Raw genomic sequence first — 17,775 nt, forward strand, 5'->3', positions numbered from 1 at the left:
CGGCTCTATCGCTGGGCCGCGAGCCACTCGTCGAAGGTGGTCGGCGCGAGGCGGACGCCTTCGCCGGGCAGCAGCACGTCGCCGGCCATCGCCGTGCCGAAGAGCCCTGACCAGGTCGGCACGAGCTTGACCGTCCGGCCGCGTGCCGCAAGGGTGCGCCGGGCCATGTCGACGAGGTCCTGCGGCTCGGGACCGGCCACGTCGGTGTAGCGGCCCCGCGGCTCACCGGTCGCGATCTCGGCGAGCACGTCGGCGACGTCCGCGGGCGCGATCGGCTGGATCAGCAGCGGTGCGATCGTGGCGACGCCGTCCTGCTCGGTCCACCCCGCCACCGTCTCGGCGAAGTCGTGGAACTGCGCGACCGGAACGATCGTCCACGGCACCGAACCGGCGGACACCAGGCGCTCCTGCTCCCGCTTGCCGGCGTAGTGGGCGTTGCCCTCCACCCGGTGGATGCCGATGATCGAGAGCAGCACGTGGTGGCGGACGCCCGCCCGCTCCTCGGCGGCCAGCAGGTTCCTGGTGGTCGTGCCGAAGTACGCCACCGACTCGTCCCGGTCGATCGCGTTCGAGCTGATCGCGTCCACGACCGCCTCGACACCGTCCAGGGCCTTGTCGAGCCCCTCGCCCGTCATCAGGTCCACACCGAGGGACCGGCTGACGCGTACGACGTCGTGCCCGTCCCGTTCGAGGGCGGCGACGGTGCGCTTCCCGATGTTCCCGGTGGCGCCGGCGACTGCGATGCGCATGGTTTTCTCCTTCGCTAGACGCCTCGCATGCTATCTCGGACAAAATAGATCCGCAATGTCTCCAATACACTGGAGGGCATGAAGCTGCCTGCGAGCACCGAGTGGGTGTTGCACTGCGCCGCCACGCTGGCGCAGCTCGAACCGGGAGCCACCGCGTCGGCGGCACAGCTCGCGGAGTTCTACGACGTTCCGGCGCCCTACCTGGCCAAGCAGTTGCAGGCGCTCGTCAGAGCCGGTGTACTGACCGCGATGACGGGCCCGCGAGGCGGATTCCGGCTCGCGCGGGCGGCTTCCGACATCACAATGCTGCAGATCGTCGAGGCGGTCGACGGCGCCTCCTCGCCGTACGAGTGCCGCGAGATCCGCCAGCAGGGACGGGGGGCGCTGCCCCCCGAGGACTGCCGGCGCATCTGCGTCATCGCCGAGAAGATGGCGGAGGCGCACCGCGCGTGGCGGAGCAGCCTCACAGGGGTCACCCTCGCCGACATCCTCGCCGAGCTGCCCGCATGGGCGCCTGCCCGCACCCGGTCACGCCTGTCGACCACACGCTGACGTCAGCGGCCTGCGAGGAGTTCGACGACGGGCGCGAGGGCGTCGGCGAAGAAGCCGTTGACGGTGATGTAGGAGAGGCCCAGCTCGTCGCGGCGGCGCAGCAGCGTGTCGGCCATCTCGCGCGGGGAGCCGCGCAGCACGGCGGCGGCGTCCGCCGACGTGGTCCTGAGCCCCTCGGGCACCCACGGGGGCGGCTCGTCGCCGATCTGGAGCAGGTTCATGCTCAGCTCGATGTCGTCGAACCTCGCTCCGGCCATCTCCCGCAGCGTGCCGGCGGGCCCGCGCAGGCCCTCCTCCGGAGTGTCGGCCGGTACGGCGAGCGCGACGATGTCCGCCTCCTCCGCGGCCAGCGCCAGCATGCGGGGACCGGCCCCCGCCACGAGGATGGGCGGCCCCTGGCGTTGCACGGTGGTCCTGCTTCCGGCGAAGGCCGCCCGCACCTCGCCGATGACCGAACGGACCAGCGCGACGCGCTCGCCCGCCGTGCCGTACGGCATGCCGAGCGCCCGGGCATCCTCCTCGGCGGCGGCGCGGCCGGCCCCCACGCCGACCTCCAGCCGTCCGCCGGACAGGAAGTCGAGCCCGGCGAGCTCGTGCGCGAGCTGCGGGGGATTGCGGTAAGGCGCGGCCAGCACGAACGTGCCCACGCGCAGCGTCGTCGTGACGGTGGCCGCCGCGGTCATCGCGAGCAGCGGCGGCAGCGTCCCCAGCGTGTCGGGGACGAGCAGGGTCGAGTAGCCGAGGTCCTCGGCCCGGCGGGCGATCGCCGTCCACGCGGCGGCGTCGGGGGCCAGGCCGGCGACGATCCCGAAACGGAATTCCTTGCTCATGCCGCCGATCCTCGCCGTTCCTGCCGGTCTCGTCGTCCTCCCGCCGGAGGTGGACGCCCTACTCCGGGGGGCGTATCAGACGGTCTCGAGTGCGGCCGCACGCTCCTGCCGAGACGTACGGGCGGAGCGGGCGCTGTCCCAGGTGAAGACGCTCAACGCGAGCCAGACGACCACGAACCCGGCCCAACGGCTGGCGGGCATCGTCTCGTGGGCGATCAGCACACCGCACAGGAACTGCAGCACCGGCGCGATGTACTGGAGCAGGCCGATGACCGTGAGCGGAACCCGCAGCGCGGCGGCCGTGAAGAGCATCAGCGGCACCGCGGTGATGAGGCCGGCCGCCACTAGCAGCAGTGCGTGGCCGAGACCGTGGTTGCCGAAGGTCCCGGTGCCGTTCGCCTGCAGGACGATCAGGTAGCCGAGGGCCGGCACCAGCAGCACGAGCGTCTCGACGGTCAGGCTCTCCGCGCTGCCCACCCCCGCCGCCTTCTTGATCAGGCCGTACGTGCCGAAGCTGACGGCGAGCACAAGGGCGATCCAGGGGAGGCGCCCGTAGTCGAGCGTCAGGATGAGGACCGCGAGCGCGCCCAGCCCGACGGCGATCCACTGCCATCGGCGCAGCCGCTCCCGGAAGATCAGCACTCCGAACAGCACGCTGACCAGGGGATTGATGAAGTAGCCGAGCGCGCTTTCCACCACGTGGCCGGTGTTGACGGCGTAGATGTAGACGCCCCAGTTGACCGAGACCGTGACGGCCGCGAGGGCCAGGAGGATCAGCTGGCGGCGCGTCATCGTGCGGATCCACGACCAGTGGCGGCGTGCGGCGAGGACCGTGACCACCACGACCAGTGACCAGACCATCCGGTGGGCGAGGATCTCCACGGCGCCGGACGGCTTGAGCAGAGGCCAGTAGAGAGGGAACAGACCCCACATGGTGTAGGCGGCGACGCCATATAGGACACCGCGGCGCGTATCAGGCATGAAGCCCATCTTCGCTGCTTACCTAGATTCAGCACAAATAAGGGTCTCTACGCCTGAGGTTTAGAGGCGCTTATGTCAGGAACAAGGCCGCGGGGTGTCTGGTTGGTGATGGCAGAGCGGAAGGAAGGTTCGTGATGGGCTGGCTGTTCGGCACAGACAAGACGACGATGGTGGACCCCGCGGATGCCCTGCCGGGCCGTGCCGAGGTCATGCCGGTGGCCACCCGCCACCAGGTGCTCGGCGGGCCGCTGGCGCCGCCGTACCCCGAGGGTACGGAGATCGCCGAGTTCGGGCTGGGCTGCTTCTGGGGCGCCGAGCGCAAGTTCTGGCAGACCCCCGGGGTCGTCTCGACCGCCGCGGGCTACGCGGGCGGCCACACGCCGAACCCGACGTACGAGGAGGTCTGCACCGGCCTGACCGGGCACACCGAGGTCGTCCGGGTGGTCTTCGACCCGGCCGAGGTGTCGTACGAGGAACTGCTCAAGGTGTTCTGGGAGGCCCACGACCCCACACAGGGCATGCGCCAGGGCAACGACGTCGGCACGCAGTACCGGTCGGCCATCTATACCCATGGCCCCGAGCAGGCCAAGGCGGCCGTGACGTCCCGGGACGCGTACCAGGAGGTGCTCACCAAGGCCGGGTACGGCGAGATCACCACTGAGATCGCTCCCGCGGGCGAGTTCTACTTCGCCGAGGATTATCACCAGCAATACCTTTTTAAGGTGCCAAACGGCTACTGCGGGATCGGAGGCACAGGCGTCGCGTGTCCGATCGGCCTGACCTCTGGAGAGGCCTGACCTGCGGTAACTGACTGATCCTGGCCCTTGGTCGCCCGGCTAGCCCGATGCCGACTGAGGGCCAGAGCTGTTTTCGGCGAGAACCTCCACTACAAGGCCGGACCGCTGCATGTTCCCCCGATGCACGCGCGGCGCGTTCTACGCGGACTGAACGTTTCAGCGCCGTGGCCTGGGCTCCTTTCGGCCGCCGATCGGCTCGCCGGATGAGCGGCCGGTCGCGTTCACCCAGGCCGAGGCGGCCACCGGCGTGGTGCACGACCGGCCACCGCAACAAAGGTGAGCACACCGCGTCTCGCATGGCGAACGCCGCACCGGGCGACCGATCGCGACCGCCCACTTAGTCGCTTAATTTCGGGACGCGGGGCCAGCGGTGCGCCGCGTGCGTGCCGGTGGCCTCCCGGCCCCGGTCGGCACCCTGACACGGGCGGCAGTCGCCCGTCGTCGTTCGCGAAAGGACTTCCTGATGAGACGAAGTCTCGCCACCGTCGCGGCCACCGGACTGGCCGCGCTGGTCGCCGCCGGTGGAGTCGCAACGGTGACGACGCCGGCTGCGGCCGCCGCCGCATGCAAGGTGACCTACAAAATCGTCAACCAATGGAGCGGCGGCTTCCAAGGCGACGTGGCCATCACCAACCTCGGCGACCCGATCAGCAGCTGGAAGCTGGAATTCGACTTCCCCGACTCCGGCCAGAGAATCGAGTCCGGCTGGAACGCCACCTGGACGCAGTCCGGCGCGCACGTGACCGCTACCAGCATGTCCTACAACGGCTTCATCGCCACCAACGCCACGGCCAGTGGCATGGCATTCACCGCGAATCTCACCGGCGCCAACCCCGTACCCACCACCTTCTGGCTCAACGGTGCCATATGCAGCGGCCCCGTGACCCTCACCCCCACCCCCACCCCCACGGTCACAGCCACTCCGACGCCGACGCCGACGCCGACCGTCACCACCACGCCGGGCATGCCGCGCCCCGGGGTCGGACCGTGCACGCCAGGCACGACCTACCCCAACCCGCTGCCGGCATCGTCGGTGACCGCCACCAAGATCCGGGACGGGTTCAACTTCCTGGAAGGCCCGGTCTGGGACGCCACCACCCAGACCCTGCTGCTGTCGCTCATGCGCGACGGCACCGGGCCAGAAGGCGTCCAGCCATCGGACGTTCTGCGGTACACCGAGCCGAACACCTTCCAGACCCTCATCCCCGACGCCGGCAGCAACGGCCTGGCCCTCAGCCGGGACGGCGGCACCCTGCTGGCCGCGACCCACGACCAGCGCAGCATTTCCTCCTTCAGCCTGCCCGACCTGACGCGCGGCGTGGTCGCCTCCTCCTACCAAGGCCGTGCCTTCAACTCACCCAATGACCTCACCGTCGGCGCCGACGGCACCGTCTACTTCACCGACCCCGACTTCCAGCGCGCCAACCGGCCCGACCAGATGTCCGGCCGCACCGGCGTGTTCCGGGTCAAAAACGGCGTCGTCTCGCTGATCGACGACACCATCCGGCAGCCGAATGGCATCGTGCTCTCCCCCGACGGCAAGACGCTCTACGTCGGCGGCAACGGCACGGGCCGAATCTACAAGTGGCCCGTCAACCCCGACGGCAGCGTCGGCCCCCGCGCCGACTTCGCGTCCCTGACCGGCTCGGACGGCGCGACCGTCGACTGTGCCGGCAATCTTTACCAGGCCTCTTTCAACGATGGCAAGGTCCACGTGTACGCGCCGTCCGGCGTACAGCTCGGCACCATCGCCGCCGGACTGAACACCACCAACGTCGCCTTCGGCGGCCCGGACGGCCGGACGCTGTACATCACCTCGGGCACACCATCCCGCGGCGGGAACACCGGCAACTTCGGCCTCTACCGCGTCCGGCTGAACGTCCCCGGCTGGCCGTACTGACCTTTTCCCCTGAGAGCTGATCAGTCGCCAGGCAGGATCGTGAGTCGTTGCCCCTTGGGAAGATGACGAGGGGCAACGACGAGATAGTCGCGCTGATCCAGCGTGGCGACCTGGCGAAGGTCGAAGCGCTCGGCAAGAGCTATCACGCAGGCGTCCACAGCCTGTAGGCGGAGCGAGGCGTAGGCCGCGAGCAGCTCGGACATTCGCCGATAGTCGTGAGGCGTCACCTCGATCACGCGGAGTTCGTCGTCGGCGATGGCAGCGCAGAACTCGGCCGCGAGAGCGGGGCTGCCGCGACGGACCGGATCGGAGAGTAGACGACAGATCTCTGTCACCGCGAGCGACGGCACAACGAGTCTGGCCCAATTCTGCGCCAGAAACCGGACACAGCGGGCGTGATCCTTGTCCGCCCTGTTGAATGCCGCGACGAGGGGTCCCGTGTCGCAGAGGATCACGCGGTGATCGCTCCGTCGGACTACTCCTGCTGAGGATAGGTGAGGTACCGGTCATGATGGACGCCGAGGTCTGCCGGCCCTTGTAGCGCGCCGCCGAGCGCGGCGAGATGCCGTGGAAGCGCGGGCGCGTCGAGGGGCTCCTCGATGTCGGCCCAGCCCTCGTTGTCCGAGTCCATGCTGCCAAGTGTAGGCGCCGACCTGCCCGCAGCCAGTGAGATGCCACAGAGCGCGGTGAGGAGAACTTATTGCCTGAGGTGAATCGCTACCACCAGCAACCTCTTTAAGGTGCCCAACGGCTACTGCGGCCTCGGCGGCACCGGTGTCAACGCAGGTGACCCTTCGGCCTGGTGCCTGACTGGGCTGACGACCGCTTCGGAGGAGTAGCCGGGATTGCTGAGACCTCCGGGTGGCAGTTCAGACCTGCTCGGAGGTCTCGTTCTTGTCCTGCGCCACGAAGGAGCCCATGCCCGGAGTGGTGACGATGAGGCCGTCTTCGCGGAGCTTTGCGGTCACCTTACGGATGGTCACGCGGGCGACGCCGAACTCGCCCTCCATCTGGACCTCGGAGATGAGGTAGCGGGGCGGGTACTCGCCCGATTCGATGCGTGCGCGTACGACCTCGTAGATCTGCACCCACTTGGGTCGCGTCGGGTCGTAGTCGATCACTCGGCAACTGTAGGTAGTAGCTCCAGGAGAGGCATAGAAGCTCATAGCTATAGACAGCTATATTTAGGCTAGCCTGCGGGACATGACGGAGCGTGAGGAACTGATAGCGGACTTCCCCGACTGGTCGATCTGGCGTAGCCGAGCGGATGGCAGGCCGGGAGACTGGTACGCGACGCGGCGGGGCCATCGGCTTACCCAGGCTGAGCTCGTGGCCGGCGCTTGCATGACGGTAGCCGCTGAGACTCTGGACGAGCTGCGGCGCGAGCTGGACGAACAGATGGTCCGGCCGGCGGCGCGATGACGGCGGTGCAGGGAGGGCCGCGTCGGCTGGCCCGCGATCTGGTGGAGTTTCCAGAGTGGGACTGCCCGGGCATCGCGGTCCATCCAGGCATCGCGCTACGGAGCCGGAAACGGCTGGAGTGGCAGGACCAGCCGCGCGGCCCTTACCGAGTCGTCGACCACACCTGCTGCTGTCAGGCAGTTGTCTACGAGCTGATCTGTGTCGGCGGCATCTACCAGGTCCACAAGGTCATCCAGTCTGACGCGCCCGAGCACACATACACCGGCGGCTGGAGAGGCTACGAAGCCCGCTATTGGTGGATGCGGATCCTGATGGGCTCAGCCCGTTGATCCCGGACTTCTGCCTCAAGGGAAAGGCAAGAGCCTCGTAGGCGACGAGGGAAGCTGCTCGGGCGGCGCCGGTGAGGTGCCACCGCGTGAGGCGTTATTGCTGTACAGCAACCTCGTCCGATGGCGCCCCGGGTAGTCCGGTGCCAAGTGGACCCGGGCACCCGCAACAGCCTCGCGGTCGCTTACCAGGCGGGGGGACGCATAGACGAAGCGATCCGACTACATGAGGCGACACTGAGGACGTGGGAACGGACCATGGGTGCCGAACACTCCGATGCTTTGACCAGCGGGCACAATCTCGCGGCCGCCTATGAAGCAGCGGGACGCTTGGATGAGGCGATTCGGCTGTATGAAGCGACGCTAGTCAAATGCGAACGGCTTTTCGAGCCTGACCATGCTCTTATTCGCAGTGTGCGCACTAAACTTGAGCGTATCCGTTCCCGATTGAAGTAGTCATTACGGCGGCAATCTAGGCGAGTCGGACCGTGTCGTTCTAGCGCCTGTATCGAAGTCCGCGGTGGGGTGTGGGTCGGTTTGAGGTGTGTCGTCGGGGAGTCGGAGAGGTCGTAGATCGACAACGTAAGAGGTCTCCGGTAATTGGTTGATCGACCAAGACAAACCTGAAACCGGAGACCTCGTTGGCCACCTTAGCGGTGACGAGGCGGTTCGACCTCACCGATGCCCAGTGGGCGGTACTAGAGCCGTTGCTGCCGGCGCCCACACGGTCGGGGCGGCCGTCGCTGTTCAGTAAGCGGCAGTTGATCGACGGGATCCGCTGGCGGGTACGGACCGGCGCGCCCTGGCGGGATGTGCCCGCCTGCTACGGATCCTGGTCAGCGGTGTATGCGCTGTTTCGGCGCTATCAGCGAGACGGCATCTGGCAGCAGATCCCGACCACGTTGCAGGCGCTGGCGGACGCGGCCGGGCGCATCACCTGGAACGTCAGCGTCGATTCCACGATCGCCCGGGCGCAGCAGCACGCCGCCGGGGCGCGGAAAAGGGGGATCTTCAAGCTGAGCCGCCCGGCGGCAGGGGCGGCACCGAGCCGGCCGATCACGGGCTGGGGTGTTCTCGTGGCGGGCTGACCACCAAGCTGCATCTGGCCTGCGAGCAGGGGCAGAAGCTGCTGTCTATCGTGCTGACCGCCGGGCAGCGCGGTGACAGCCCGCAGTTCACCGCGGTCCTCGGCGGTATCCGGGTGCCCCGCCTGGGCGTGGGGCGACCCCGCACCCGCCCCGACCGTGTCCTGGCCGACAAGGCCTACACCTCCGCGGCCAACCGCGTCTACCTGCGGCAGCGTGGGATCAAGGCCACCATCCCCAGCAAGGCCGACCAGGACGCCAACCGCCGCGCCAAAGGCTCCAAGGGCGGGCGGCCTCCCGCCTTCGACCCCGAGATGTACAAGCGGCGCCACGCGGTGGAGTGCGGCATCAACCGCCTCAAACGCCACCGCGCTGTCGCCACCAGGTACGACAAACTCGCCGTCCGCTACGAAGCCACGATCATCATCGCTGCGATCAACGAATGGCTCTGACCGACTTCGATACAGGCTCTAGCGCCGTGGCGGTAGCGCGATCACACTGTGACAATGCCGGACATCACCCAGCGCACCCGGTCCTTCGTCGTCCCCTGGCCGGTGGTCCTGATGGCTGGTCTGGTAGTCGCTCTACTGCTGGCGTTCTCGGGCGCCTACGGCTTCCTGGGCGACGAGATGTACTTCGTCGTGGCGGGCCGGCATCCCGCCTTCGGCTACGTCGACCAGCCGCCGCTGACCCCGTTGCTATCCGCCGCCTCGGTGGGCCTGCTGGGCGTCTCGCCGACCGCGGTCCGGGTGCTGCCGGCCGTGGAGGCGGCGCTCGTCGTCGTCCTCGTGGCGCTCATCTCACGCGACCTCGGCGGGTCTCGGCGGGCGCAGTTCCTGGCGGCCGTCACGGCCACCGTTTCCGGCTATCTCGCCGCTGGCCACATGGACACCACGACAGGTCTCGACCTGCTTGCCTGGGCGCTCATCCTGTGGCTGGCGGTCCGGCTTCTCGCCGGTGCCGACCGGCGCCTGTGGCTGGCGGTGGGCCTGACCGCCGGGATAGGGCTGCAGAACAAGGACACCCTGCTGTTCCTGGCCGCGGGGCTGGCGCTGGGCCTTCTCGCCGCCCGGCGCTGGGACGTCGTCCGTTCACCGTGGCCGTGGGCGGCCATCGGGATCGCTCTTCTGTTCTGGGCGCCGAACATCGTCTGGCAGGCGATGAACGGCTGGCCCCAGCTCACCATGGCCTCGCGCATCGCCGGGTACGCGGCGGACAACCGCGCCCAGATCGTGCCGCTGCTCTGGCTCTTCACCGGTCCGATCCTGTTCACCGTGAGCCTCGCCGGAGCGGTCTGGCTCCTGCGTTCGAGGAACGCGGTCCCGTGGCGGGCGATCGGCATCGCGGGCCCCATCGCGCTCGTCCTCGTCGTCGCGACCGGAGGCAAGCCCTACTACGCGATCGGCACCGCGGCCGCGTACATGGCCGCGGGCTCGATCGTCGTCGACCGCTGGCTCGTACGCGGCCACGCCAGCATCAAGGGGACAATCTTCACCGCCGCCGCCTTGGTCTCGGGTCTGCTCCTCGCGTACCTGACCCTGCCGGTCCTGCCCCTTGCCACCTATGCCGCCAGCACCCTTCCGGCCACGGTGCAGGACACCGCGAACCAGATCGGCTGGCCGGCGTTCGTCTCCACGGTCAAGGGCGCGGTGGCAGCCCTGCCCGCCGACGAGCGCGCCCGTGCGGTGATCCTGACCAACGACTACAGCGAGGCGAGCGCACTCGACCTGCTCGGATCGGAACTGCCCCCCATCTACTCCGGTCACAACTCGTACTGGTCATGGGGTCCGCCACCGGCTCAACGCACCGTCGTCGTCCACGTCGGCGACTGGCGGCCCGCCGGCTGGAGCAGGTTCTTCGTCGGCTGCCAGGACGTGGCCCGGATCGACAACGGACTGGGCGTTCCGAACGGTGAGCAGGGCAAGGCCGTCTCGGTCTGCACCGGCCTGAAGTCGTCGTGGACCGCGATGTGGCCCGGACTCCGAACCATCAGCTGACGAATCGCCCGGCCTTTCGTCCGAGAACAATCCTGCCCCGGCATCTCCCGGTCGCGAGAGGCTTTGATACAGGCTCTAGTCGTCGTCCTGGCCGATGTTGTCTTCCATCGTCTGGCGTTCCGTCTCGGATGGCTGGGAGCGCGCGGGCGGCGCCGGCCGGGACCGGCCGAAGAGCCGCAGCCCGGCCGGCTGGCCGACCCCGCGCGACGCTGGACGTCATGGGCGGGGTGTTCCTGGCCGACGGGCGGGAGCTGAAGCTCATCAGCGGGATCGACGACCATTCCCGGTTCATCGTCATCGCGCGCCTGGTGGTCCGCGCGTCCGGGCGGGCGGTCTGCCGGGCCTTCGCGCAGGCGATGCGCACCTTCGGTGTGCCGGAGGAGGTCTTGACGGACAATGGCAAGCAGTTCACCGGCCGGTTCACCAAGCCGCGCCCGACGGAGGTGCTGTTCGAGCGGGTCTGCCGGGAGAACGGCATCACCGTCCGCAACACCAAGCCCCGTTCCCCGACGACGACCGGGAAGATCGAGCGCTGGCACAAGACCGTGCGGACGGAGTTCCTGTCCGCCCACGGCGCCTTCGCCAGCCTCCAGCACGCGCAGACCGCACTGGACGCCTGGGTGAGCAGCTATAACACCGTCCGCCCGCACCAGGCCCTGGACATGGCCACCCCGGCCAGCCGCTTCACAAGCGGATCGGCACCGGCTCCCGCCGACGCGGATGTGCCGCTGCGGTTGCCCGCCGACCTCGCAGCCCTGCCCGTCCCATTCACGGGGACGGGTCACCAAGCCGATGCCGAGGACGTGAACACCACACCCGCACCCGCGGCCGTCCCTGCGGGTGGTGTTCCGGCAGATCTGGCTGGGACGCCCGCGGGCCGGGCAACAGGTGACCGTCTGGGTCTCGGCCACCACCATGCACGTCTTCTCCGGACAGGAGCTTCTCAAGACCCATCCGGTACTCCTCACCGAGGGCGATCTGGCCCGGCTGATGACCCAGGGCGGGCGCCCCGGCCGACCGTCGCCTGCCACCGCCCTGCCGCTGGGCCCGTTGCCCGCCGACGCCGTCGTGGAGATCGACCGGCAGGTCACCGGCTCCGGATGCGTCAACGTCGCAGGCAAGCTGATCGGCGTCGGCCTGCCACTGGCCGGCAAACGCGCCACCCTCCGCATCGATGCATCGCTGATGCAGGTCATCGTTGACGGCACGCTGGATCAGGGGCGAGGTGCGCGACAGGCTCGCCAACTGGGCGCGGGTCTTGTCCAGTCGCAGTTCGATCGGGGCACGGGCGGCCATCCATTCTCTGCGGCTGATTTCACGGCTGGCCCAGGCGTGGGCGAGTTCTTCCAGTAGTTCCTCGTCGGCGCGTACGGCGTCGGCGAGGTTGTCGTCATCGCCGCCGTCGTGGTGGATGCGTTCGGCGAGGGCGGGAGAGTCGAGCGCGGTCAGCAGTATGTCGCGGACGTAGTCGTCGGTGCGGGCGGTGTTGGTGGCGACACCGCCGCATGAGCCGCTGCCGGGAACGTTGGGACACACATAGCGGGGGACTCCTGCGCGGATGTCTTCTTCAGCCGCCGGCGGGCGACGCCTCGTCGGCGCTGAGGGTCCGCAATAAGTCGACCAGCGTCGACAGCTGCTCGGGGGTGAGTGGCCTGAACAGCTCTTCCGCCGCCAGTTCATAGCCGGCCGTCCAGTCCTGGGCCAGTGCGGCCCCTTGCGCCGTCACTCGAAGGAGTACGGACCGGCGGTCGTCCGTGCTGGTCTGGCGTTCGAGCAGTCCGTCACGGACGAGCGCGTCGACCAGGGTGGATGCGGTCCCCTGGGCGATACCGACCGCGAGAGCGAGCTCGGTGAGCCGAAGCGGCTGCGAACGTGCCACCTCCACCACCAGGCGCGACCTCGGTGTCGACACCCCATGCTCGCCCAGACGCTCGTTGAAGTGACGTACGAGCACCTTCGCCGTACGACTGAACTCGTCGGCGACCTGTGCTGCGGTCACGCTCTTCCTCGCGTGCGGCATCGCCCACCTCCACTTGACACATCCATCGTACGGGAGGTTGCATAGACGTAGATGCATTGATACCAAACTATTAGATGGCTATGCATCTGGAAGGGGCGGTCAGGATCGCGTGCCGAGCGGCACGGACAACCGGATGCGCACGAGAAGTGCGTACTCAATCACAAGGAGTGCAAGCATGAAGGTCTTTGTGACTGGCGGCAGCGGTTTCGTCGGCGGCGCTCTCGTCCATCGCCTCGTCGCCGAAGGACATGAAGTCATGGCGCTTGCCAGATCGGGCTCGAGCATTCAGCGGGTACGTGCGGCCGGAGCCGATGCCGTTCCTGGCGATCTCGCCGAGCTCGGCCGGGCCGGTTCCCCGGCGCCGATCTGGCTCGCCAAGCTGCGCGAGGCCGACGCGGTCGTGCACGTCGCGGCTCACATGGAGTTCTGGGGGCCCGACTCGCTCTTCGAACAGGCCAATCACATGCCGACCGTCGCCCTGCACGCCGCGAGCGTCGCGGCCGGGGTGCGACGCTTCGTGCTCATCAGCGCCGCGTCCGTCTCCACGGGCAGTCAACGTCGTCCCGTCGTCGACGAGTCGACGCCGGAAGGCCGGCCGAACATCGCCTACAGCCGGGTCAAGCTGGCCACCGAGCGCGCACTGTTGAAAGCCCACAGCGAGAAGACCGAGCTGATCGTGCTCCGCCCGCCGTTCATCTGGGGTCGCGGAATGAAGACGATCAACGAAATGGTCATGGTCGCCGAGGCGGGACGGTTCGCCTGGATCGATCACGGTAAGCACATCGTCGACTTCGTGCACGTCGAAAACCTGGCCGGTGCCGCGATCCTCGCGCTCACACGGGGCCGCCACCGCGGGGTGTTCTACGTGACGGACGGCACGCCGATGCCCATTCGAGACTTCCTCATCCCCTTGCTGGCGACCCGCGGCGTGGATCTGTCCAAGAGCCGCAGCGTCCCTCTGGCGATGGCGGCGCCCATGGCCGCGATGATGGACCGCACAACACGCCTGCTTCGCCGCAAGACGGCGCCCCCGCTGACGAACTGGCTGGTGAGCTTCACCGGCCGTGACCGTTCCTACGACATCACCGCCGCGCGGAGGGAACTGGGCTACTCGCCTGACGTGACGGTGGAGAAAGGTCTGGCGGAGATGAGCTTCTCGTGAGGTGACGACCTCGCGCGCCGCTGTCTCACCGCCCTCGCCATGGATACGGCCCCAGTTTCACGTCTGATCTGGCCCCAGTTTGCGATCTTGCGCGTAGGTTCTGCGAACGTGATTTGGCCCCACCCGGCAACCCGCTGCCTTTTATCTGCGTGAACGCCCTCGGCTGAGGCGCTTCAGGTGGGGACGCTGGGGACGTGCTGCCCCGCGAGGGATCTCTTGGACGTCTTGGTGGTGTCCGGCTGGGTGGTGTCCTCGTTCTGGGTGCTGGTCGCATTCTTGGTCCCATCATCGATTGAAAGGAGCGAGAGGGGAGGCGAGCTTGCGGCGGAGGGAGGATCTGGGAGCGCGGTGCCGTAGGGGTGGCGTCGTGTGGGGTGGGCGCCTGGTGGCGGGTGTGGGTGAACGAGATGCGGGCGCGGGTGGCGGCGTCTCGGGCGGCGCAGGGGCTTGCGCCGGTGGTTGAGGATCTGGCGGTGTTGGAGCGGGTGGCGTCGGTGTTCCGGCTGGTGGGGGAACAGCAGTCGGAGCGCCGCCCGGTGGCGGCTTAGGCGATCCATTCGATGGTGAATCGGTCGGGGTCCCACTTCTTGCGTGGGTTGGCGGTGGCGACGGTGATGGTGCGGATGACCGCGGTGACGATGGCGCGTCGCTGGGAGATGTTCATGGCCTGCCACCTGGTGAGCATGTCCTGGGCGGTGCCGATGAAGGGGATCAGGGGTGAGGTTCGGGAGAGGCCGGCCAGTTGTGCCCTGCTTTTGTCCAGGCGTAGTTCGATCGGGGCGCGGGCGGCCATCCATTCCCTGCGGCTGATCTCCCGGCTGGCCCAGGCTTGAGCGAGTTCTTCCAGTAGCTCCTCGTCGGCACGTACGGCCTCGGCGAGGTCGTCATCGTCGCCGCCTTGGTGGCGGATGCGTTCGGCGAGGGCGGGGGAGTCGAGGGCGGTCAGTAGCATGTCGCGGATGTGGTCGTCGGTGCGGGCGGTGTTGGTGGCGATCCCGCCGCATGAGCCGCTGCCGGGCACGTTCGGGCAGACGTACCGGGGGACGCCTTGCCGTGGGCGGCCGTTCATTCGGTGTCCGCATCGGCCGCAGCGCAGGATGCCGGACAGAAGGTAGGAGCGTCCGGTGGCGGACTGGCGGCGGTAGTCGCGGGCGGGATCGCTGAGCAGTGCACGGAGCCGGTCGGAGTCGACGGTGCTGATGATCGAGGGCCAGACGGCGTCGGCGACGATCTCGCCCAGCAGAGGGCGGGTGGTCTGGTAGGTGCTGCGAGGCGTGCGCTCCCTTCGCCCACTGATTCGGGCTGACGCCAGCAGACGGCGCAACGTGGTGGGGATCCAGTGACGCCCGGAAGGGGTCTTCACATCCCGCTGCTCAAAGTCCTTGCACACGCTGGCCAGTGATTCGCCGGCCAACACCCGGCGGGCGGCCTCGCGGATCACCTGGGCCTCTTCATCGATGATGGTTACCCGGTCCTCGGCGTAGCCGTATGGGCGCATCCCGCCACCGGACACCTTGCCGGCCTCGGCGCTCTGTCGTCGCTGGCGCTTTTGTCTTTCGGCCTTGTGCTCGGCCTCGTGGCGGGCGGCGGCCCCGAGCATGCGGGCGATCAGGCGGCCGGTCGGGGTGGCCAGGTCGATCTCACCGGTCACGGTGGCGAGTTCGATGCCGCGACGGTCGGCGAGGTCGATGACGTCTTCGAGTTCGCGTGGGGATCGTGTCAGTCTGTCGACGTGCCAGCAGACGATGGCGTCGACGGTGCCGGCTTCGATGTCCTCAAGCAGTCGTCGCCACGCGGGGCGGGGGCTGCCGGAGTACGCGCTGACGTCGTTGTCGGAGTAGACGTCGGCGACCTGCCAGCCTCGGCGTTCGATCAGTGTCCGGCAGTCGGCTTCCTGGCGGGTGACGCCGAGTCCGGCGCCTGCACGGTCCTGGCTGATTCGGCAGTAGATCGCAGCTCTCCGCATGGGTCACATAGATACACGCTCGTAGACACCAGCGTCTCCTGCCCCGTCGGCCTGACCGCCGACGAAGCCTGATCAGTCGGCCGGCAGGATTGTCAGTCGTTGCCCCTCGGGAAGATGACGAGGGGCAACGACGGGATCGAATTCAAGCTGACGCGCATCGGTCGGAGGTTCCGCGGTATCGGTGGGTGCGGAGAGGGGCAGCCCTAACCGCGCCTGCATCGCCCGCGCCCGTGCTTCAGCGAGCGCGTCTGTAATCAGTAGTTGCGGAACCCATGAGGTCAGTTAGGGCCGGTCAGGTAGCGGGCCAGCCTGGGAAGCCTGCGGGCGACCTCCGCATCATCGGCGATATCCCAGTCTGCCTCGCTGAATTCGGCCGCCAGGAGCGGAAAGCCACGTTGGACTCCTCTGGCTTCGGCGGCGGCATAGAGATCGTCCACAGCCTTGCCGGTGACCTGCTCATAGGCGTCATGCGCTACATAGGCAAGGAGTTCGAAGGCCGGGTACTCCTCGTCGGACCACGGGAAGCCGCGACGTCGTTCGGCAAACCAGCGTCGCTTCAGGTCGAGGAGGTGTACGACCTGCGGCAGTTCCATGACGCGATCCGGGCAATCGGCGACTTGGTCGTACGCCTCTCGGCCCAAGCTCATGAGCCAATAGACGAAATATTCGAAGCCGTCAGTCGATTCGCGTCGTAACAGGTAACAGCTCAGCGCGTACATATCACATGTGCAGCCGCGGTTCGCATTGAGTTCCCACCACATGTGGTAATCAATGATCTCGTCGGCGGAGAGTTGGCAGAGCCGGGTGTTCAGCCAGACCAGGCGCTCCTTCCTGCTGCGTGTTTCTCTGTCGGAACGCTCAATCAGTTCCCAGAATCGGTCCTCGTCCACGAGAAGCGATAATGGCACGGCGTTCACGCCATAGTTCAGCGGAAGCAGTCACCGTGAGCAGTGCACATCCGGGAGGTGCGCAAGCCGCCCATATGCGGTCCGGCGTCCGTGATCGCCATCGCCGAACGACGGGGCATCTCCTGCCTGTTCTGTACAGGTTGCTGTACAGTAGTTGCATGACCGTGCTGCACGAAGCTGCCGAGTTGAGTGTCACAGAAGCGGCTCAGCGTGGGGTGGCCCGTCTGGTCGCCGACGCTGAGCGTGGGACCGATCTGGTGGTCACCCGTCGGCATCAGCCGGTGGCCGCGGTCGTCAGCATTCGTCGCCTGGAAGAGTTGGAGGAGGCCGCCGCCGACCTCCGAGATCTGGCGCTCGTGCTCGCACGCTCGGTCACCGACACCGGAGAGCGTGTCCCACTCGACGACGTGCTCTCCGCTTTCGGGCACACGCGGGAGTCGCTGGCCGCGCTGCCGGACGACGAGTAGCCCGTGTCGGACGTCGTCTTCACGGCCCCGGCGGTTGATGACCTGCGGCGAATCGGTCCGGATGCCGTGCCGAAGGTGCTCAAGAAGATCCTTTTGCTGCTGGACAATCCGGAGGCCGGCTATCCACTGGGCGGGGAGCTGACCGGCTTTCGCAAGCTCGTGGTCGGGCGTAACACCTGGCGGGTCGTCTACCGCATCACCGAGGACAAGTCGATCGAGATCTGCGAAGTATGGGCTGTCGGGGAAAGAGCCGACGCCGAGGTGTACGCCGAGGCGACAGCCAGGGTCCGTGCCGCTGGAAAGGGCCGTCCCGAGGTAGTGCAGCTTGGTCAGATCATCGAACGCCTGGGCGCGCTGGCCGATCACGTTCGCGTCGAGCAACCGCCTCCCAGGGAGCCGGTGCCGGATTGGCTCGCGGATCGTTTGATCTACACCGTCGGTATGTCTCGCGAAGACGTCGCCGCTCTCGACTTGCAGCAGGCGGTCGACCTTTGGGCTGACTTCCGGTCCAAGCCACGCTAGCGGCGACTTATTGCCCGAAGAGAACCGCTACCACCAGCAATACCTCTTTAAGGTGCCCAACGGCTACTGCGGCACCAGCGTCAAGCTAGGT

21 protein-coding genes and 1 pseudogene are annotated in these 17,775 nt (G+C 67.8%); 13 read left to right on the top strand and 9 right to left on the bottom strand.

Going from position 1 to position 17,775, the window contains the following annotated elements; translation table 11 throughout:
• Positions 1–5 precede the first annotated feature (5 nt).
• The gene (locus QSK36_RS14005) at positions 6–749 is read right to left on the bottom strand and encodes an SDR family oxidoreductase (RefSeq protein WP_285782689.1); all 744 of its coding nucleotides are present in this window, start codon (positions 747–749) and stop codon (positions 6–8) included.
• A gap of 78 nt (positions 750–827) precedes the next feature.
• Here QSK36_RS14005 and QSK36_RS14010 point away from each other — a divergent pair, with 78 nt between their 5' ends.
• On the top strand, positions 828–1,301 hold the full coding sequence (locus tag QSK36_RS14010) for an RrF2 family transcriptional regulator (protein WP_285782690.1): 474 nt from the start codon (positions 828–830) through the stop codon (positions 1,299–1,301).
• A gap of 2 nt (positions 1,302–1,303) precedes the next feature.
• On the opposite strand, the gene QSK36_RS14015 is transcribed toward QSK36_RS14010, so the two are convergent.
• Together QSK36_RS14015 and rarD are read right to left on the bottom strand one after the other, a co-directional pair.
• Positions 1,304–2,131, bottom strand: a complete 828-nt coding sequence (locus tag QSK36_RS14015) for a TIGR03621 family F420-dependent LLM class oxidoreductase (RefSeq protein WP_285782691.1) — start codon at positions 2,129–2,131, stop codon at positions 1,304–1,306.
• Positions 2,132–2,206: 75 nt separating this feature from the next.
• Positions 2,207–3,112 carry an EamA family transporter RarD gene (rarD, locus tag QSK36_RS14020; RefSeq protein WP_183544668.1) on the bottom strand — a complete coding sequence of 302 codons (906 nt, stop codon included), beginning with the start codon at positions 3,110–3,112 and terminating at the stop codon, positions 2,207–2,209.
• A 134-nt stretch (positions 3,113–3,246) separates the two neighbouring features.
• Here rarD and msrA point away from each other — a divergent pair, with 134 nt between their 5' ends.
• Positions 3,247–3,909: a peptide-methionine (S)-S-oxide reductase MsrA gene (gene msrA, locus QSK36_RS14025; protein WP_183544934.1), complete on the top strand. Its 663-nt coding sequence runs from the start codon at positions 3,247–3,249 to the stop codon at positions 3,907–3,909.
• Between the two features lie 463 nt (positions 3,910–4,372).
• Entirely contained in the window at positions 4,373–5,809 is a 1,437-nt protein-coding gene (locus QSK36_RS14030) for an SMP-30/gluconolactonase/LRE family protein (protein ID WP_285782692.1), read from the top strand.
• A gap of 20 nt (positions 5,810–5,829) precedes the next feature.
• On the opposite strand, the gene QSK36_RS14035 is transcribed toward QSK36_RS14030, so the two are convergent.
• The 3 genes from QSK36_RS14035 to QSK36_RS14045 all read right to left on the bottom strand — a co-directional run bounded on the left by QSK36_RS14035 (position 5,830) and on the right by QSK36_RS14045 (position 6,930).
• Positions 5,830–6,264, bottom strand: a complete 435-nt coding sequence (locus tag QSK36_RS14035) for a type II toxin-antitoxin system VapC family toxin (protein WP_285782693.1) — start codon at positions 6,262–6,264, stop codon at positions 5,830–5,832.
• Between the two features lie 20 nt (positions 6,265–6,284).
• Positions 6,285–6,440, bottom strand: a complete 156-nt coding sequence (locus QSK36_RS14040) for a hypothetical protein (protein WP_285782694.1) — start codon at positions 6,438–6,440, stop codon at positions 6,285–6,287.
• Between the two features lie 238 nt (positions 6,441–6,678).
• Positions 6,679–6,930, bottom strand: a complete 252-nt coding sequence (locus tag QSK36_RS14045) for a GntR family transcriptional regulator (protein WP_183544674.1) — start codon at positions 6,928–6,930, stop codon at positions 6,679–6,681.
• Between the two features lie 82 nt (positions 6,931–7,012).
• On the opposite strand from QSK36_RS14045, the gene QSK36_RS14050 reads away from it, so the two are divergent.
• The 7 genes and pseudogenes from QSK36_RS14050 to QSK36_RS14075 all read left to right on the top strand — a co-directional run bounded on the left by QSK36_RS14050 (position 7,013) and on the right by QSK36_RS14075 (position 11,992).
• Complete coding sequence (locus QSK36_RS14050) at positions 7,013–7,231, top strand: hypothetical protein (RefSeq protein WP_285782695.1); 219 nt, start codon at positions 7,013–7,015, stop codon at positions 7,229–7,231.
• Positions 7,228–7,560 (top strand): hypothetical protein, encoded by a 333-nt coding sequence (locus tag QSK36_RS14055; RefSeq protein ID WP_285782696.1) that lies wholly within the window; start codon positions 7,228–7,230, stop codon positions 7,558–7,560. The genes QSK36_RS14050 and QSK36_RS14055 overlap by 4 nt, the downstream gene beginning before the upstream one ends.
• A gap of 120 nt (positions 7,561–7,680) precedes the next feature.
• Positions 7,681–8,013, top strand: coding sequence for a tetratricopeptide repeat protein (locus QSK36_RS43485; protein ID WP_352240236.1), 333 nt, complete (start codon positions 7,681–7,683; stop codon positions 8,011–8,013).
• 185 nt (positions 8,014–8,198) lie between these two features.
• A protein-coding gene (locus tag QSK36_RS14060; protein ID WP_502883310.1) for an IS5 family transposase occupies positions 8,199–9,094 on the top strand; the annotation gives its coding sequence in 2 pieces (ribosomal slippage) (positions 8,199–8,613 and positions 8,613–9,094; 897 coding nt in all).
• Positions 9,095–9,148: 54 nt separating this feature from the next.
• Positions 9,149–10,639, top strand: coding sequence for an ArnT family glycosyltransferase (locus QSK36_RS14065; protein ID WP_285782697.1), 1,491 nt, complete (start codon positions 9,149–9,151; stop codon positions 10,637–10,639).
• A gap of 209 nt (positions 10,640–10,848) precedes the next feature.
• Positions 10,849–11,397: pseudogene (locus QSK36_RS14070) on the top strand (integrase core domain-containing protein); the annotation flags it as partial.
• 85 nt (positions 11,398–11,482) lie between these two features.
• Positions 11,483–11,992, top strand: coding sequence for a hypothetical protein (locus QSK36_RS14075; protein WP_285782733.1), 510 nt, complete (start codon positions 11,483–11,485; stop codon positions 11,990–11,992).
• Between the two features lie 214 nt (positions 11,993–12,206).
• Here QSK36_RS14075 and QSK36_RS14080 read toward each other — a convergent pair whose 3' ends face one another.
• Positions 12,207–12,638 carry a MarR family winged helix-turn-helix transcriptional regulator gene (locus QSK36_RS14080; RefSeq protein WP_285782698.1) on the bottom strand — a complete coding sequence of 144 codons (432 nt, stop codon included), beginning with the start codon at positions 12,636–12,638 and terminating at the stop codon, positions 12,207–12,209.
• A gap of 196 nt (positions 12,639–12,834) precedes the next feature.
• On the opposite strand from QSK36_RS14080, the gene QSK36_RS14085 reads away from it, so the two are divergent.
• A complete protein-coding gene (locus QSK36_RS14085) occupies positions 12,835–13,821 on the top strand; it encodes an NAD-dependent epimerase/dehydratase family protein (protein ID WP_285782699.1) in 987 nt (328 codons plus the stop codon).
• Positions 13,822–14,365: 544 nt separating this feature from the next.
• Here the strand turns inward: QSK36_RS14085 and QSK36_RS14090 are convergent.
• Positions 14,366–15,787, bottom strand: coding sequence for a recombinase family protein (locus QSK36_RS14090; protein WP_285782700.1), 1,422 nt, complete (start codon positions 15,785–15,787; stop codon positions 14,366–14,368).
• Positions 15,788–16,065: 278 nt separating this feature from the next.
• Positions 16,066–16,677, bottom strand: a complete 612-nt coding sequence (locus tag QSK36_RS14095) for a DUF4240 domain-containing protein (RefSeq protein WP_285782701.1) — start codon at positions 16,675–16,677, stop codon at positions 16,066–16,068.
• Between the two features lie 176 nt (positions 16,678–16,853).
• Here QSK36_RS14095 and QSK36_RS14100 point away from each other — a divergent pair, with 176 nt between their 5' ends.
• Positions 16,854–17,162 (top strand): type II toxin-antitoxin system prevent-host-death family antitoxin, encoded by a 309-nt coding sequence (locus QSK36_RS14100; RefSeq protein ID WP_183544696.1) that lies wholly within the window; start codon positions 16,854–16,856, stop codon positions 17,160–17,162.
• A 3-nt stretch (positions 17,163–17,165) separates the two neighbouring features.
• Positions 17,166–17,684 (top strand): type II toxin-antitoxin system RelE family toxin, encoded by a 519-nt coding sequence (locus QSK36_RS14105; RefSeq protein ID WP_079315502.1) that lies wholly within the window; start codon positions 17,166–17,168, stop codon positions 17,682–17,684.
• The last annotated feature ends 91 nt before the right edge of the window (positions 17,685–17,775 follow it).

Source organism: Microbispora sp. NBRC 16548 (genome assembly GCF_030268985.1).
GTDB lineage: Bacteria > Actinomycetota > Actinomycetes > Streptosporangiales > Streptosporangiaceae > Microbispora > Microbispora catharanthi.

Bases quoted from the DNA above. Each gene is read 5' to 3' on its own strand.
- QSK36_RS14005 (WP_285782689.1), bottom strand. From the start codon at position 749: ATGCGCATCGCAGTCGCCGGCGCCACCGGGAACATCGGGAAGCGCACC.
- QSK36_RS14010 (WP_285782690.1), top strand. From the start codon at position 828: ATGAAGCTGCCTGCGAGCACCGAGTGGGTGTTGCACTGCGCCGCCACG.
- QSK36_RS14015 (WP_285782691.1), bottom strand. From the start codon at position 2,131: ATGAGCAAGGAATTCCGTTTCGGGATCGTCGCCGGCCTGGCCCCCGAC.
- rarD (WP_183544668.1), bottom strand. From the start codon at position 3,112: ATGCCTGATACGCGCCGCGGTGTCCTATATGGCGTCGCCGCCTACACC.
- msrA (WP_183544934.1), top strand. From the start codon at position 3,247: ATGGGCTGGCTGTTCGGCACAGACAAGACGACGATGGTGGACCCCGCG.
- QSK36_RS14030 (WP_285782692.1), top strand. From the start codon at position 4,373: ATGAGACGAAGTCTCGCCACCGTCGCGGCCACCGGACTGGCCGCGCTG.
- QSK36_RS14040 (WP_285782694.1), bottom strand. From the start codon at position 6,440: ATGGACTCGGACAACGAGGGCTGGGCCGACATCGAGGAGCCCCTCGAC.
- QSK36_RS14050 (WP_285782695.1), top strand. From the start codon at position 7,013: ATGACGGAGCGTGAGGAACTGATAGCGGACTTCCCCGACTGGTCGATC.
- QSK36_RS14055 (WP_285782696.1), top strand. From the start codon at position 7,228: ATGACGGCGGTGCAGGGAGGGCCGCGTCGGCTGGCCCGCGATCTGGTG.
- QSK36_RS43485 (WP_352240236.1), top strand. From the start codon at position 7,681: ATGGCGCCCCGGGTAGTCCGGTGCCAAGTGGACCCGGGCACCCGCAAC.
- QSK36_RS14065 (WP_285782697.1), top strand. From the start codon at position 9,149: ATGCCGGACATCACCCAGCGCACCCGGTCCTTCGTCGTCCCCTGGCCG.
- QSK36_RS14085 (WP_285782699.1), top strand. From the start codon at position 12,835: ATGAAGGTCTTTGTGACTGGCGGCAGCGGTTTCGTCGGCGGCGCTCTC.
- QSK36_RS14090 (WP_285782700.1), bottom strand. From the start codon at position 15,787: ATGCGGAGAGCTGCGATCTACTGCCGAATCAGCCAGGACCGTGCAGGC.
- QSK36_RS14100 (WP_183544696.1), top strand. From the start codon at position 16,854: ATGACCGTGCTGCACGAAGCTGCCGAGTTGAGTGTCACAGAAGCGGCT.